This window comes from Nostocoides veronense (assembly GCF_039531185.1).
Taxonomy (GTDB): Bacteria; Actinomycetota; Actinomycetes; order Actinomycetales; family Dermatophilaceae; genus Nostocoides_A; species Nostocoides_A veronense.
Genome location: NZ_BAAAPO010000037.1, coordinates 11,946 through 26,493, shown reverse-complemented (window position 1 = coordinate 26,493; position 14,548 = coordinate 11,946). Strand labels below are relative to the sequence as shown.

Annotated in this window: 17 protein-coding genes; 5 read left to right on the top strand and 12 right to left on the bottom strand. The window is 67.3% G+C overall.

The features are described 5' to 3' along the window. Window positions 1-15: 15 nt before the first annotated feature. From ABD225_RS11480 to ABD225_RS11465, 4 genes are all read right to left on the bottom strand, one after another. Window positions 16-558 carry a PadR family transcriptional regulator gene (locus ABD225_RS11480; protein WP_344085207.1) on the bottom strand — a complete coding sequence of 181 codons (543 nt, stop codon included), beginning with the start codon at window positions 556-558 and terminating at the stop codon, window positions 16-18. After that, complete coding sequence (locus tag ABD225_RS11475; RefSeq protein WP_344085204.1) at window positions 558-950, bottom strand: nuclear transport factor 2 family protein; 393 nt, start codon at window positions 948-950, stop codon at window positions 558-560. Before ABD225_RS11475 ends, ABD225_RS11480 begins: the two co-directional genes overlap by 1 nt. A gap of 22 nt (window positions 951-972) precedes the next feature. Continuing rightward, complete coding sequence (locus ABD225_RS11470; protein ID WP_344085201.1) at window positions 973-2,997, bottom strand: FAD-dependent oxidoreductase; 2,025 nt, start codon at window positions 2,995-2,997, stop codon at window positions 973-975. A gap of 104 nt (window positions 2,998-3,101) precedes the next feature. After that, window positions 3,102-3,599 carry a nitroreductase family deazaflavin-dependent oxidoreductase gene (locus tag ABD225_RS11465; RefSeq protein WP_344085197.1) on the bottom strand — a complete coding sequence of 166 codons (498 nt, stop codon included), beginning with the start codon at window positions 3,597-3,599 and terminating at the stop codon, window positions 3,102-3,104. 83 nt (window positions 3,600-3,682) lie between these two features. On the opposite strand from ABD225_RS11465, the gene ABD225_RS11460 reads away from it, so the two are divergent. The 3 genes from ABD225_RS11460 (at window position 3,683) to ABD225_RS11450 (ending at window position 6,206) form a co-directional block, all read left to right on the top strand. Continuing rightward, window positions 3,683-3,916 (top strand): hypothetical protein, encoded by a 234-nt coding sequence (locus ABD225_RS11460; protein ID WP_344085194.1) that lies wholly within the window; start codon window positions 3,683-3,685, stop codon window positions 3,914-3,916. Then, complete coding sequence (locus ABD225_RS11455; RefSeq protein ID WP_344085191.1) at window positions 3,913-4,356, top strand: type II toxin-antitoxin system VapC family toxin; 444 nt, start codon at window positions 3,913-3,915, stop codon at window positions 4,354-4,356. Before ABD225_RS11460 ends, ABD225_RS11455 begins: the two co-directional genes overlap by 4 nt. 374 nt (window positions 4,357-4,730) lie before the next feature. After that, window positions 4,731-6,206: a protein adenylyltransferase SelO gene (locus ABD225_RS11450; protein ID WP_344085188.1), complete on the top strand. Its 1,476-nt coding sequence runs from the start codon at window positions 4,731-4,733 to the stop codon at window positions 6,204-6,206. Between the two features lie 22 nt (window positions 6,207-6,228). Here ABD225_RS11450 and ABD225_RS11445 read toward each other — a convergent pair whose 3' ends face one another. The 3 genes from ABD225_RS11445 to ABD225_RS11435 all read right to left on the bottom strand — a co-directional run bounded on the left by ABD225_RS11445 (window position 6,229) and on the right by ABD225_RS11435 (window position 9,644). Continuing rightward, complete coding sequence (locus tag ABD225_RS11445; RefSeq protein ID WP_344085185.1) at window positions 6,229-7,230, bottom strand: CNNM domain-containing protein; 1,002 nt, start codon at window positions 7,228-7,230, stop codon at window positions 6,229-6,231. Then, window positions 7,227-8,588: a hemolysin family protein gene (locus ABD225_RS11440; RefSeq protein WP_344085182.1), complete on the bottom strand. Its 1,362-nt coding sequence runs from the start codon at window positions 8,586-8,588 to the stop codon at window positions 7,227-7,229. The genes ABD225_RS11445 and ABD225_RS11440 overlap by 4 nt, the downstream gene beginning before the upstream one ends. A gap of 75 nt (window positions 8,589-8,663) precedes the next feature. Then, entirely contained in the window at window positions 8,664-9,644 is a 981-nt protein-coding gene (locus ABD225_RS11435; RefSeq protein WP_344085179.1) for a carbohydrate kinase family protein, read from the bottom strand. A 91-nt stretch (window positions 9,645-9,735) separates the two neighbouring features. Between ABD225_RS11435 and ABD225_RS11430 the strand changes: the two genes are divergently transcribed. Continuing rightward, window positions 9,736-10,722 (top strand): hypothetical protein, encoded by a 987-nt coding sequence (locus ABD225_RS11430; RefSeq protein WP_344085176.1) that lies wholly within the window; start codon window positions 9,736-9,738, stop codon window positions 10,720-10,722. Window positions 10,723-10,879: 157 nt separating this feature from the next. On the opposite strand, the gene ABD225_RS11425 is transcribed toward ABD225_RS11430, so the two are convergent. Both ABD225_RS11425 and ABD225_RS11420 read right to left on the bottom strand, forming a co-directional pair. Further along, window positions 10,880-11,830: a succinylglutamate desuccinylase/aspartoacylase family protein gene (locus ABD225_RS11425; protein WP_344085173.1), complete on the bottom strand. Its 951-nt coding sequence runs from the start codon at window positions 11,828-11,830 to the stop codon at window positions 10,880-10,882. A gap of 3 nt (window positions 11,831-11,833) precedes the next feature. Next, window positions 11,834-12,310, bottom strand: a complete 477-nt coding sequence (locus ABD225_RS11420) for an ATP-dependent zinc protease family protein (RefSeq protein ID WP_344085170.1) — start codon at window positions 12,308-12,310, stop codon at window positions 11,834-11,836. A gap of 25 nt (window positions 12,311-12,335) precedes the next feature. Here ABD225_RS11420 and ABD225_RS11415 point away from each other — a divergent pair, with 25 nt between their 5' ends. After that, window positions 12,336-13,520, top strand: a complete 1,185-nt coding sequence (locus tag ABD225_RS11415; protein ID WP_344085167.1) for a RimK family alpha-L-glutamate ligase — start codon at window positions 12,336-12,338, stop codon at window positions 13,518-13,520. A gap of 99 nt (window positions 13,521-13,619) precedes the next feature. Here the strand turns inward: ABD225_RS11415 and ABD225_RS11410 are convergent, their stop codons facing one another. The 3 genes from ABD225_RS11410 to ABD225_RS11400 all read right to left on the bottom strand — a co-directional run bounded on the left by ABD225_RS11410 (window position 13,620) and on the right by ABD225_RS11400 (window position 14,480). Further along, a complete protein-coding gene (locus ABD225_RS11410) occupies window positions 13,620-13,754 on the bottom strand; it encodes a hypothetical protein (protein WP_344085164.1) in 135 nt (44 codons plus the stop codon). A 64-nt stretch (window positions 13,755-13,818) separates the two neighbouring features. Next, on the bottom strand, window positions 13,819-14,244 hold the full coding sequence (locus ABD225_RS11405) for a type II toxin-antitoxin system VapC family toxin (protein WP_344085161.1): 426 nt from the start codon (window positions 14,242-14,244) through the stop codon (window positions 13,819-13,821). Further along, window positions 14,241-14,480 (bottom strand): type II toxin-antitoxin system Phd/YefM family antitoxin, encoded by a 240-nt coding sequence (locus ABD225_RS11400; RefSeq protein WP_344085158.1) that lies wholly within the window; start codon window positions 14,478-14,480, stop codon window positions 14,241-14,243. Before ABD225_RS11400 ends, ABD225_RS11405 begins: the two co-directional genes overlap by 4 nt. Window positions 14,481-14,548 lie beyond the last annotated feature (68 nt).

Below are 14,548 nucleotides of genomic sequence, written 5' to 3'. Positions count from 1 at the left end.
GGGGGACGACGCCTCTCAGGCGGTGGCGTCGAGGACGAAGCGGCACCAGGCGATGTTCTCGCGTTCGAAGGCGATGCCTCGGGTGAGCGTGAGATAGGGGCCCACCCGGTTCGCGGTGCGCAGGTATGCCGCCTCGTCGGCCCCGTCGAGCATCGTGGCCCGGCGTCGCTCGTAGCGCGCAAGCTTGTCCTCGCTCGCGTGCAGCTTCGCGGCGACGGCGGATCGGATGGCATCGGTGTCGCCGTGGTCGATCGCCTCGACCTGCACGAGGAGCTCGTCGCGGATCGCCGTGGGTTTCGGTGTGCGCGTGGTGGATTCGTGCAGGGCGCGGCGACCGGCAGGAGTGATCGAGAAGATTCTCTTGTTGGGGCGCCGCTCTTGCTCGACAACGCGGGCCGTCACGAGGCCGTCCTCGGCCATCTTGTCCAGTTCCTTGTAAAGCTGCTGCGCCGTGGCCGTCCAGTAGTTCGCGACGCTGACGTCGAAGGCCTTCGCCAGGTCGTATCCGGACGCCTCGCCATGCGTCAGTGCGACAAGGATCGCCTCTTGCAGGGCCATCAGGAGCCGGCCGCCGCGGCCTCTGCGAGGATCGCCGGCAAACGGTCCGCCATAGCCTCGGCCAGGGCCTGCGCGGCGCGCAGCGGACGCACCATGACCATGAAATCGGTGATCTTGCCCTCGGCATCGGTGACGAGGAAGTCGCAGCCGGTGAGCTCCAGGCCAGCAACCTTCGCCTCAAAGACCAACGCGTGGCCGGCAGCGTCACCGAGCTCGCGGACATAGTGGAAGTCCTCGAAGACCTCGATCACATGACGCAAGATCGCCGCGGTGATCGGTTTGCCCGGATAGGCCTTGTGAGCTACCGGGCTGTGGAAGACGACATCATCGGCCAGCAGGTCGGCGACGGCGTCGAGGTCGCGCGCCTCAACAGCATCGCGGAAGGCAGTCATTGTCATTCTCTCCCAACGGTTCTCAGAGGCTCGCCGCGACGCGGGTGCCTTGATCGATAGCGCGCTTGGCGTCCAGTTCGGCGGCGATATCGGCGCCGCCGATGACGTGCACGCTCACGCCGAGGGCGAGCAGGTCGTCATACAACCCTCGATTGGACTCTTGGCCGGTGCACAAGACGATGGTGTCTACGGGCAGGACGAGCTTCTCGTCGTCGAGCAGATAGTGCAGCCCCTCGTCGTCGATCCGGTCGTATGCCGCCCCTGCCACCATGCGGACGCCGCGCTTCTGGAGTTCGGTGCGGTGTATCCAGCCGGTTGTTTTGCCAAGTCCCGCACCAACTTTGGAGGACTTCCGCTGCAGCAGCGTGACCTGCCGGGGAGACTGTGGCGCGGTCGCGGGGATGAGTCCGCCCGGCGTCGAATGCGCCGCGTCGACGCCCCAACTTGCGAGGAAGGCGGGGATATCGCGGCTGGTGTCCTCGCCACCGTCGGTCAGGAACTCGGCGACGTCGAAGCCGATGCCACCGGCACCGAGGATTGCGACGCGCTCGCCGACCTCGACCTCGCCGCGCAGCACCTCGAGGTAGCCGACGACGCTCGAGTGGTCGACACCCGGCAGGTCCGGGATGCGCGGGGTGACCCCGGTGGCGACCAGCACCTCGTCATACCCCTGGAGATCGGTGGCGCTGACCCAGGTGCCGAGGCGTCGCTCGACGCCCTGCTCGCCCAGTTGATAGTCGAAGTAGCGGATGGTCTCGTCGAACTCCTGCTTGCCGGGGACTTCTCGCGCCACGGTGAGCTGGCCGCCGAGGCGGTCGGCGGCGTCATACAACGTGACCTCGTGACCGCGCTGCGCGGCGGTGAGGGCAGCGGCGAGCCCGGCCGGGCCCGCACCGACGACGGCAACTCGCTTGCGGGCGGTGGTTGGGGTGATCTGCAGCAGCGTTTCGTGGCCGGCGCGCGGGTTGACCAGGCAGGACGTCGGCCGGAAGGAGAAGGTGTGGTCGAGGCAGGCCTGGTTGCAGCCGATACAGGTGTTGATCGCCTGCGGCAGCCCGTCGGCGGCCTTTCGGACGAAATCGGGATCCGCGAGGAAGGGGCGAGCCATCGAGATCAAATCGGCGAAGCCCTCTGCGAGCAGCTCTTCCGCCTTCTCCGGGGTGTTGATTCGGTTGCTCGTGACCAGAGGTATGCCGACGCTCCCCTTCAACTTCTTGGTCACCCACGCGAAGGCGCCGCGCGGGACCGGCGTGGCGATGGTGGGGATGCGCGCTTCGTGCCAGCCGATGCCGGTGTTGATGATGGTGGCCCCAGCCGCTTCGACGGCCTGGGCTAGTTGGACGACCTCCTCGAAGGTGGAACCGTCGGGCACGAGGTCGAGCATGGAGAGGCGATAAATGACGATGAACTCGGGGCCGACGGCCTCGCGGACGCGGCGCACGATCTCGACCGGGAAGCGCATGCGGTTCTCGTAGGACCCGCCCCACTCATCGGTGCGCTTGTTCGTGTGGCGCGCGATGAACTCATTGATGAGGTAGCCCTCGGAGGCCATGATCTCGACGCCGTCATAGCCTGCCTCTTTCGCCAAGGTGGCGCACCGGACATAGTCGGTGATCGTTTGCTCGACTTGTTCGGCCGTCAGCTCCTTCGGCGGGAAGGGCGCGATGGGCGCCTGAATCGGACTGGGCGCCACCGCATCCGGGTGATAGGCGTAGCGACCGAAATGCAGGATCTGCATGGCGATCCGGCCGCCCGCCTCGTGCACGGCCTCGGTGACGATGCGGTGCTGGGCGACCTCGTCGTCATTGGTGAGCATCGCGCCACCCGGCCCCGGCCGGCCAGCTTCATTCGGCGCGATACCGCCGGTGACGATGAGTCCGACACCGCCGCGCGCTCGGTCGCCATAGAACTGGGCCATCCGCTCGAAGCCACCGGGCGTCTCTTCGAGCCCGAGGTGCATCGACCCCATGATGACTCGGTTCGGGAGCGTCACGAACCCCAGGTCGAGGGGCTCAAGCAGGTGCGGGTAGGGCGAAGCCTTAGTCATGTCGGCGACTATACAAATAGTTGGCTAATGAACGACGTGGCTCGTGATCGAGATCATGAGCGATGCCGCTTTCTGCTGTGCTATTGAAAGAACACTAGATCGGCCTAGCCGACGCGATCGTGAACGGCGAATACCGGGGTGCTCGCAGCAACGCGCTCGAAGTCGGCCAGTGGCGCGTCAACGGCGACGGGGATGTGCGGCCGGGCCCCGGGAACCTGGGCGAGATATCGCTGGATGATCCGTGCCCGATCGGTAACGGGAACCTCCACGAGGCGCACCGGTCTCCGGCCGCGGCGAATGAGAACTGCCTGCCCGTCTGCGGCCCGCACATTACGGACCCAGGCGCACTCCCCGAGCATGGAGACGAGGTACCACCGACCGCGCAGATCGGCCATCCCCAACGGAAACTGCCGCGGCTGCCCACTCGCTCGACCGGCGACCTCCAGCGTGACCCAGCGTTTCGGCTGCAGGCCCCAGCCAAAAACCGTGGCCCAGAGCCGAGCGAACCGCCGAGCTGTGCGGTTGCCTGCGCCACCGGCATACATCGCGCGCAGTCGCCGCGAATTGCGTGAATCGGACGCGTAGAACCGGTCAGCCCACATGATTCTCCCCTCGACCTCACGCTACGCCTGCTTCGAGAGTCCTGCGAATACGGGTATACGGGTCACGAAGTACAGTGGCCAGTATGAAGACCACGATCGATCTTCCGGACGCCTTGGCCTCGGACGCGAAAGCATTGGCACGGGCTGAGGGTTCGACCCTGCGCGATTTGGTCGTTAGTGGCTTACGTCATGAGATTCAGCGCCGCACCACGGTGGTGCCGATCGACTTTGCCTTTCCCACCTTCGCCGGTGACGGGCTTGTCGTCGACCTGGCCCCCGAAGATGCCATCGCGCGCTCGTACGGCATGTCGGAATGATCGCGCTCGACACGAATCTGTTGGTCTACGCCCACCGGGTCGACTCGCCGCACCATTCAGCGGCCGCCGCCGCGCTGCGGCAAGCTGTCACGGGTCGCGCTGGCTGCGCGATCCCGTGGCCGTGCGTTCATGAGTTCCTGGCGGTGGTGACCCACCAGCGGATCTACCGTCCGCCGACTCCCGGGGACCAGGCGATCGGCGCTGCGCAGGCACTCCTCGATATGCCGGACGTGCACCTTCTTGCGGAAGGCCCCGATCACTTCGCCACGCTGAGAGATCTGGTGCGCACATCCGGCGTCACCGGTCCCAAGATCCACGATGCCCGCATCGCCGCGATCTGCCTCGCCCATGGCGTCGATGAATTGTGGTCGGTGGACCGGGACTTCTCGTGGTTCCCGCAACTGCGCGTCGTCAACCCCCTCGCGAACCGCCGATTCTGAGATATTCAGAAGTATTTCAGAAACGCTAGAAAGTGATAGATAACGCCATCGTGTGCGGGTGCGACGCGGCGCGCCGGATACCCACTCACCACCGCCGAGCTAACACCCGAGCTACCGCCTGGTATTGGTCGCGATCATGGCCAATACCAGGCGGTAGGGCGGTCGTTAGGGGCGGGGTTAGGGCGGTCGTTTGGGGCGGGGTAAGCCGGTCATCACGGGGAGATGCCGCAGCCACGCTCCGCAGCACAGTCGTCTTGCCCGAGCCAGACGGGCCGAGCATCGACAAGAACTCCCCAGCCCCGATCAAAGGTGACGCAGGTGACCGATGCGGCATCCGCGCCCTGTGCTCACCGGGCCGCGGCTACCGTGGAAGGATGACCGCCCCCACCCTGCTCGCTGGGTATGCCGCCGCCCTGCCGGAGCTGGTCAGCCCCTGGCAGCCGTCGCTGCCGCCGTTGCGTGCGGGTCAGGTGCCTCGGCTGTTGTTGGCTAACGACGCGCTCGCGTCAGAACTCGGGATCGGGCCGGATTGGCTGCACACCGAGAACGCTCTGTCCGTGCTCGGCGCGCGCTCGGTCCTCCCGCACAGCCAGCCGGTTGCGTTGGCCTATGCCGGTCACCAGTTCGGTGGTTTCTCGCCTATGTTGGGTGATGGGCGAGCCGTTCTGCTCGGGGAAATCCGAACTCCCGCAGGCGATCTGCGCGATCTTGGTTTGAAAGGGTCTGGGCAGACGCCTTATTCGCGTCGTGGCGACGGCCGGGCCGCCCTCGGTCCGGTGCTGCGTGAGTACCTCTTCGGCGAGGCAATGCATGCCCTCGGCATCCCCACGACGCGCGCGCTCGCCGCCGTCACCACCGGTGACCTCGTCTTCCGCGACGGCACGATGCGTCAGGGCGCCGTGTTGACGCGGGTGGCCGCATCGCACCTACGGTTCGGCACCTTAGAGCTGGTGGCGCGCTCGGTGATCCCCGAGGCGCGCGAGGAGTTGCTCCGCAAGCTGGTGGAGTATGCCGTGGCTCGCCACTATCCCGAGCTCACCGGATCGTCGAATCCCGCTGTCGCCCTGCTGGATTCGGTCATCGAGGCGCACGCGCGGCTCGTGGCCCACTGGACTGCGGTTGGCTTCCTCCATGGCGTGATGAATACCGACAATATGTCGATCTCCGGCGAGACCATCGACTACGGCCCGTGCGCATGGCTGGAGGCCTACGACCTCGACACCGTCTTCTCCTCGATCGACACCGCGGGCCGTTATCGCTTCGGCTATCAAGGGCCGATCGCCTTGTGGAACCTCAGCCGATTCGCCGAGACCTTGCTGCCGCTGATCGCTGAGGACCCGAACGAGGCTGTCGCACAAGCAACCTCGCTGTTAGAGACGTTCGCGGACCGTCACGGTGACGCCCTGCGTGGGCTCTTTCGCACCAAACTCGCGCTCAGGGATGCCCAGCCCGGTGATGCCGAACTCATCGACGACTTGCTCGCCGGGATGGCCGCCGCGCGGGCCGACTACACCACCACATGGCGTTTCCTGGCGCGGTGGCTGCGCGGCATACCCATGCTCGAAGTGCCTGGAGTGCAACAGGTTTGGCTGGAGCGCTGGGCGGCCCGGGTGCCGGGCGATCCCCGCGCCGCAGCCGATGCCATGGACTACGTCAATCCGATCTACGTCCCTCGGAACCATCTCGTCGAAGCGGCCCTAGCCGACGCCGAGGGGGGCGACCATACGGCATACGACCGGCTCCTGACCGCCGTGCGCGCACCCTTCGACGAGCGGGCGGACTGGGCCGACCTGGCCGAGCCCGGGCCAGCCGAATTCACGCGCCAGCACGTGACCTATTGCGGGACCTGAGTTCGGCGCCGACGACGCCGCACTAGCCAGCGGGAAGCAGGCTGGGCAGGATGTCCGCGAGGGTAACGACGCCGACTAGGTGGCCGCCGGCGCGGACGGCGACGAGTTGCGTGCTCGCCTCGCGCATCTGGGCAAAAGCTTCGTGCACGAGTGTCGACCGGTCGAGGTCGAGCACCGGACGGGCCAGCGGCGCGGCAAAGGCACCGGGGTCCGTGACGCCCAAGGTGTCGCGAACATGCACCACACCGCGCACCGCATCGCCGTCTCGGATGACCACCCGCAAGTGACCGCTGCGGCGGGTCGCCTCCTGGACATCCGCTACCGTCGCCGACCCCGAGACGGCCGTAATGCCGCCGCCCTGAGGCAGCACATCGCCCAGCGTGATTTCCCCGAGGACGAGGGCACGGGTGATGGATGCGCTGTAACTCGCTTCCAGCGCACCGACATTCGCCGAATGCTCGACCAGCGCGCGCAGGGCCTGGGGGTCGCCGGCGATGCTCAGTTCGTCGACCGGCTGCACCCCGAGCCGGCGCACCAGGGCATTGGCCGCGCCATTGAGGACGCGCAGCATCGGGCGGGTCACGACCATGAAGGCCCGCATCGGCAAGGCCAGGGTTGTCGCGACGAACTCGGGATGGGCAATGGCCCAGGACTTCGGCGCCATCTCGCCGATGACCAGGTGCAGGAAGGTGACGATGAACAGGGCGAGAACAAAGGAGACGACATTGGCGCTGCCGTGCGGCATACCCAGCGTCTCCAGCCACGGGGTGATCGCGTGGTGCACCCAGGGCTTAGTGATGGCGCCGAGGGCCAGCGTGCACGCGGTGATGCCGAGTTGCGAACCGGCGAGCAGCAGTGTCAGCTCACTGGAACTGCGGACCGCGGCCCGGGCCGATCGCGAGTGTGCCGCCTTCTCTTCCAGCCGGTGCCGGCGCGCCGCCATGAGCGCGAACTCGACGGCGACGAAGAAGGCCGAGAGCGCGATGATCGCGATGGTGACGACCAGGACGACGCTGCCGCTCATCGGGGATCACCGGCCTCCGGCAGGGTGAGCCGCAAGCGGCTTGGCACATAGTGGTCGATGTCGAGGATTTCGACGCGCAGAGTTCTGGGTGCCTCCTCGGCGATTCCTTCGACGGCGGGCGGCAGGGTGATGTCGACGGTCTGTCCGATCTGGGGGAGTGCCCCGTGTTCTGCGACCACGAGGCCGGCGATCGTTTCGTGCTCCGCGGCTGGCAGGTCGATATGCAGGGCCCGCTCGATCTCATCGAGATGGACATCGCCGCCGACGATCCAGATGCCGTCGTCGGGCCTGGGGACATATGCCGGTTCGTCCGGATCGTGCTCGTCCGTGAGCTCGCCGACCACCTCTTCCGCCAGATCCTCCCGAGTCAGGATGCCGGCGAAACCCCCGTATTCGTCGACAACACAAGCCATTTCGGCGTGCTGAGCAGTGAGTTCGCGAAGAGCTGCCGGGAGGCGCATTGATGCGGGCACAACCAGCGCGTCACGCATGATGCTCGTGACCGACGCAGCCGGATCGACGGCCGATGGGCTCGGCCCGAGGATGTCGATCAATTGCACAACGCCGAGGATGCGGTCGTCCTGGTCGAGGACGGGATAGCGCGTGTGCCCGGTTGCCATGAGCGTGCGCACCTCGCCGATCGTGGTGTCGTCGTGCACCACATCGACCCGTGAGCGTGGCATCAGGGCGTGCTCGACATCCTGGTTGGGGAAGTCGATGATTCGATCGAGGAGCGCGCTCAACTCCGGGCTGATCGACCCCCGCTCGCGGGACTGCTCGACGACATGCTGCAGGTCGATGGCGGTCGCTGAGTGCTCCACATCGTGCACCGGCTCCATGCGCAGCATCCGCAGGAAGAACTCCGCTGAACGGTCGAAGATCCAAATCAGTGGCCCCAGCACGGTTAGGTAGATGCGGGTCGAGCGGGCCAGTCGGTCGGCTACCTGCTCCGAGCGGGCGATGGCGAAGTTCTTGGGGAAGAGCTCCCCGAAGAGCATCTGAACGAAAGTCGAAAAGAGCAGCGCCACAATGCTTCCCAGCGCCAGCGAGATGCCCATGCTGACTCCGCCGCGCTCCACGACATCGGCGAGCGCGACGCCGATGAGGGGCTCCGCGACATACCCCACTAGCAGCCCGGTGACGGTGATGCCGAGTTGGGCGCCGGAGAGCATGAACGAGGTGCGTCGCGTGATGCCCAGCGTGCGTTGGGCTGCCTCGTCGCCGGCGGCTGCTCGCGCGCTGAGGCGGGCGCGGTCGACGGCGAGATAGGCGAACTCCTGCGCGACGAAGTAGCCCGTGGCCAGGGTGATGACCAGGACGATGACGACACCGGCCAGCAGTGAAAGGAGAGTCTCCATGGGGATCTCCAGGCTAAGCGAGCCGCGCTCGCCGTGGATTCCCGGTGATCGGTGAGATCCGGGACACGTGGCCCCTCAGGCGACCGGCAGGCCCGCGATATGCCGGGAGGCGAGGTATGCCGCTCGCTCGCCTGCTGCGCGCAGTGAGCCGCCGTCGAGGAGCGTGGCGAGGAAGGCCGCTGTCGCGGTGTCACCGGCGCCGGTGGTGCCGGCAATCCGTTCCGGGACAACCGGATCGATGTGCAGCGCGAGGCCAGGGTCGAGGTGGGCGAGCGGGTTGAGCTCGGCGAGACGCTGAGCATCTGCCGTGGTCGCGACGTGCAGGCCAGCCTCTCCACCGGTGACCATCACGACCGCCGCGCCGAGGCCGATTAGACGCCGCGCCGCCTCCGCGAGCGCCTCCCTGCCGTGCCCGAGACCCCAGTGCACGGCGGATTCCAGGTCGTCAATGCTCGGTGTCAGGAGGTCTGTTGCCGAAGTGGTGACCTCCAGGAAGCGCTGCCAGCGGGCGGCATGCGCGGCCCTGTCCTCAGGAGCCGCGGTCGGCTCGACGGCCAGGTCCACCGAGGTGACCACGCCGCGCGCGTGAGCGGCCTCGAAGAGTCGACGCAACGGCATACCGTCCTCGGCGCCCAGCGCGGGCAGCAGGTTCGGGTAGCCGATATGCACCAGATCCACGCCCTCCAGCTCGAGGGCCGTCCCGTCAAAGAGGTCGTTGCAGCCGGTGTGATGCCAGAAGGTGCGATCCTGCCCGGGGGGCTGCAAGACGATGGAGTATGACGTGGCCCCCTCCACCTCGACCATGCGGGAGGCGTCGAGTCCCTTGCGCGCCAACAACTCTCGTTGCACTCCGGCGAGCGAGTCGTTGCCGCTGGCGGCGGCGAGCAGGATATCGATCCCCAACGCGGCCAGTGCGGCGCCGGTGGTATGCACAGCGCCCCCGAGCCGCACCTGCATGGGCCCGATGAGATAGAGCGCGCCAGGGTCATGCCCGGGGTCATCATCGAGGGCCGGGATGAAGTCCAGGCACAGATGCCCGGCGACCAGCACCCGCATACGTCCTCCTCCTGCGCCTCATGTCAACAGTCGTGGTCAACGCCCGTGGTCAACCCTGCCAATCTAGCGACGCTGGTGTTGACTGGCAGACATGACCACCACCCCCGATGTCGGCCTCCAGCGACGCCTTTCTCGGATTTGTGACCGGGACGGCCTGATCCGCACGGCGGCGATCGATCACCCGGAGAATTACGACCTGCTCTTCGATGCGGACCTGTCGCGGGTGGACTTTGCCGAGGTCGTCGACTCCAAGCTCGAGCTGATCGCCGCGATGTCCGGGCACGCCAGTTCGCTGCTGCTCGATCCTCGGTCATCGGTCGGGCAGGCGATCGTCAGCGGCGCCGTCCCCGGCGATGTCGGCATCCTGTCGGGGCTGGAAGCGCTGTATTACCAACCAGATTCGGGCGGCTTCGAGCCGCGCCTGGCGCTGAAGGAGGGGTGGGGGCCGGAGCGGCTCGCCGACCTCGGCATCGACGCGGCGAAACTGGTCGTCTTCCACCGGCACCTCGATGAGGACGCGGTCGCTGAGAAGGTTGCCATCGTCTCCGATGTCGCCCGCCGCTGCCACGACCTGCATCTGCCGCTCGTCGTCGAGCCGCTGTGGTATCCCGCGGCCGGGGAGGACCCCACTGATCCGGCGATCCGCGCGCAGCGCACCGAGAGCGTCATCTCGTCCGCGGCCATCTTCAAGGCGGCTGGCGCCGACATCATGAAGGTCGAGTTCCCCGTCGATCTGGCCGCTCAGGGCGAGCAGGCGGATGCGGCGACCGCGCGCCTGGCCGAGGCGTGCGCCGGCACCTGGGTGCTCCTGTCTGCCGGCGTCACCTTCGATGGCTTCCTGCAGCAGGTCGAGGTCGGCGTGCGCCACGGCTGCAGCGGCTTCATGGCCGGCCGGGCGATCTGGGGCGATGGCGTCGGCCGCTTCGATGCCGACCGCCGCGCCGCCGGCGTCCGCACCGCCTGCGAGCGCCTCGACAAGCTCACCGACGTTCTCCACCGCCGCCCCAATCCGGCATACACCTCCGTCCCCCGCGACGCCGCCCCCGCCGTCATCGGCCCCGACTGGTACCACGGCTAGCGCCACCCGGCGACGGCGCGGGCCCAGTCACACGCGTCACTCATTTCTCTCCGGATGCCGGAAACTTGAGGTTCACCCCACTTTCTAGGCGGGGTGAACCTCAACCTTTCGGCATCCGGAGAGAAATGGGTGACATCCCAGCCCCAGTAGCGCCGCGCTATTGGGCGATGTGGACGAGGGCGTCGCCGGAGTTGACGAGGGGGGTTTGGGCGCGGCCGATGACGATGCCCGCGCGGTCGGCGCGGACCAGGCGCACGGTCTTGCCGAAGGAGTCGGTCAGGACGCCGAGCCGCTGGCCGATGCTGACATGTTGACCGAGGTCGACATCGAGCATCAAGATCCCGGTATTGCGGGCACGCACCCAGCCGCTGGTGCGGCACTCCTGATTGGCGCCGTCCGGCACCGCGTCCGCGCCATCGATCATGTTCAGGGCGGCAAGCACCCGGCGCACGCCGGCCACGCCTGCCGCGACCGCCCAGTCGTCCATGCGCCACGACTCGCCGGCCTCATAGAGCAGCACCCGGCATCCGACCTCGCGGGCCGCTGCGCGCAGTGAGCCGTCGCGCAACTTGGCGTGGTACATCACCGGAGCCCCGAAAGCCTCTGCCAGAGAACGGGTCTCAGGATCGTCCAGGTCGCCGCGGACCTGCGGCAGGTTGGTGCGTCCGAAGGCGCCGGTATGCAGATCGATCCCGACACTCCCTTTGCGGATCACCTCGGTCATCAGCAAGTGGGCAATCCGACTGGCGAGCGAGCCCCGGGCCGATCCGGGGAAGGAGCGGTTCAGATCGCGCCGGTCGGGCAGATAGCGGTCACCGGCCATGAACCCGAGCACATTAACGATCGGCACGGCGACGAGGGTGCCGCGAAAAGTCTTGGGGGACAACGACGTCAGCACTTCCCGGATGACCTCGATGCCGACGACTTCGTCGCCATGCGTCGCGGCCGTGAGCCACACGACCGGACCGTCCTCGCGGCCGTGAACAATCCGGACTGGCACGCTGACTTCCGCCCCGGTGACCATCCGCGTGATGGGCAGGCTCAACTCCCGGGTGGTGCCGGCCCGCATACGGACACCACCGATGGGGAAGGACTCGCGCAGCGGCATCGGTCACCGCCCCCAGTTGCGCTGGCGGGTCGCGCGGCGGGGGCGCGGCCCGGCATACGACTGGGCGGGGTCGATGAGGAAGCCTTGGGAAAGGGCCTCGCGTCCGAGCAGCATCCGGAACCCCATCTCGTCGCGTTTCGACAGCGTCATTTCGACGGTCATCCGCCGACCCACCAAGCGCACGACCATGGGGACCGCGATGCGCTCCTCTTCGTGTCCCGAGGAACTGCGCACGATCCGGCGGTCCAGGATCGGGGAGGTGACGACGATCGCCTCGTCGTCGCGACGCTGCCAGGGGTGGATGGCGAAGCGGACCCACTCCGCGCCGCCGCGCTCGAATGGCTCGATATCGAAGGCATGGATGGCGGAGGACTTGGCGCCGGTGTCGAGCTTGGCCTTGATCCAGCGAACCTTCGCTTTGGGCAATGAGACCCATTCGCGCCAGCCCGCGACGGTGGGAGGATGGTCCGGTTCGAGCACTCGCCCATCCTCGCAGGAAGCCCGCATGAAACTCGCGATCTTGTCGCGCGCCCCACGCTCCTACACGACGGCGCGGTTGCGCACCGCCGCCTTCGACCGCGGCCACCAGGTCAAGGTGCTCAACACGCTGCGCTTCGCGATCGACCTTTCGACAGACGAGCCGGATCTGCAGTTCCGCGGACGGCCGTTGTCGCACTATGACGCGATCCTGCCGCGTATCGGCAACTCCGTGACCTATTTCGGCACCGCCGTGGTGCGGCAGTTCGAGCAGATGGACGTGTATACGCCGAATACCGCTAATGGGATTGCCAATTCGCGCGACAAGCTCCGCGCGACACAGATCCTCTCGCGCCACAACATTGGTATGCCGCCCACCACCTTTGTCCGTGATCGCGCCGATGTCATCCCGGCCATCGAGCGCGTCGGTGGCGCCCCGGTGGTCCTGAAATTGCTCGAAGGAACCCAAGGCATCGGCGTCATCCTCGCCCCGTCGCTCAAGGTCGCCGAGGCCATCATCGAGACGCTGCAGAGCACCCGGCAGAACGTCCTCATCCAGCGCTTCGTTAGCGAGAGCCGGGGCCGCGACATCCGCGCCCTCGTCGTCGGCGACCGGGTCGTCGCGGCGATGCGCCGGGTCGCCAAGGGCGATGAGTTCCGCTCTAACGTCCACCGCGGCGGGTCCACGGAGGCGGTCACGCTCGATCCGGCATACGAAGAGACGGCAGTGCGCGCGGCGCAGATCATGGGACTGCGCGTCGCCGGCGTCGACATGCTGGAGGGTCAGGACGGGCCACTGGTCATGGAGGTCAACTCCTCACCCGGCCTCGAAGGCATCGAAGGCGCCACCAAACTCGACATCGCCGGCGCGATCATCGACTTCATCGACAACCAGGTCGCCTTCCCCGAGATTGATGTGCGCCAGCGCCTGACCGTGTCCCGGGGGTATGGCGTGGCCGAGATCGTCGTGCACGCCGCCTCCGAGCTGGTCGGCGGGCCGCTCGCCGAGTCGGGTTTGCGCGACAAGGATGTCACCGTCCTGACCCTGCATCGCGGGCCGCGCGTCATACCCAACCCCCGCCCGGGACTGGCGCTCGAGGATGGGGACCGGCTGCTGTGCTTCGGCAAGCTGGAGGAAATGCGCTCGATGATCCCGGCCCGCCGGCCGCGGCGGGTCAAGAAGCTGCCCCGCACGCCGATCCACGAGGCCTGAGCGCGAGACCCGTGGCCCGTCCGCGGTCGAGTTCGGGAAACACGCCGATGCTGGGAGGCGTGCATCGGCGTGTTTCCCGAACTCGACGGGCGGTGGGGGCTAGGCGCTGCCTCCGGCCGGGGCGGCCAGTGTCGGCTCGGGCTGGACGGCGAGGTCAGTGCCGGGCACGATCACCGAGGCGGGCAGGGGTGAGGCCTTGAACAGGCCGACGGCGCCGCTGAGCCCCAGCGTCATCTAGGGGTGCGCGCCCGGCGTGTTTCCCGAACTCGACGGGGGTTGGGTGCTGGGAGGGGTCTCGTCAGGTCGCGTAACTCCATGGGTTGATGAGGGGCACACCCATGGGTATGAAGTCGGAGACATTGCGGGTCACAATCGTCAGCCCGTGCACGGCGGCGGTGGCGGCGATGAGCGCGTCGCGTTCGAGTCGCGGGTCGGGCACGTGGAGCCACGCCGCGCGTCGCACCTCGGCCACGCCGATCGCCATGATCCTCCCGGAGAACACATCCAGGACTTCATCCTCGAGCCAGAGCGTCAACCGAGCAGCTTGAGCCGCGTCGCGTCGACTCAACCGCGCAATTCCTACCTCAAGCTCAAGGATGGTCACGGCCGAGAGGTAGAGGTCGGACGCCTCCCTGGCTCCCACCCAGGCGCGCACGGCCCGATCGGCCCGTGCCCGCGGCTTGCGGAGTTCGCTGACGACGTTCGTGTCGAGCAGATAGCTCACAGCGTGGGGACGGTCAGGTCAAGGCGAACGGGCTCGAACTCGATCTCGAGATCGTCGTCCATGCTCAACCGATCAACGAGGCTCCCGCCGGCCCCAATCAGCCTGCGGTACTCCGCCATCGAGAGCAGGACGAACGACGGCTCACCCCGATCGGTGATGACGACTGGGCCATGGGCTGCGTGCCTCTTGGCCGCGCTGACATCACGGTTAAACTCGCGCGCGCTCATCGTCGTCATGGCAGCCCCCTTGTCGGTACGTACCTACCTACCTAACCTAGTGCATCCAGTACGCCAGGCGACCGTTC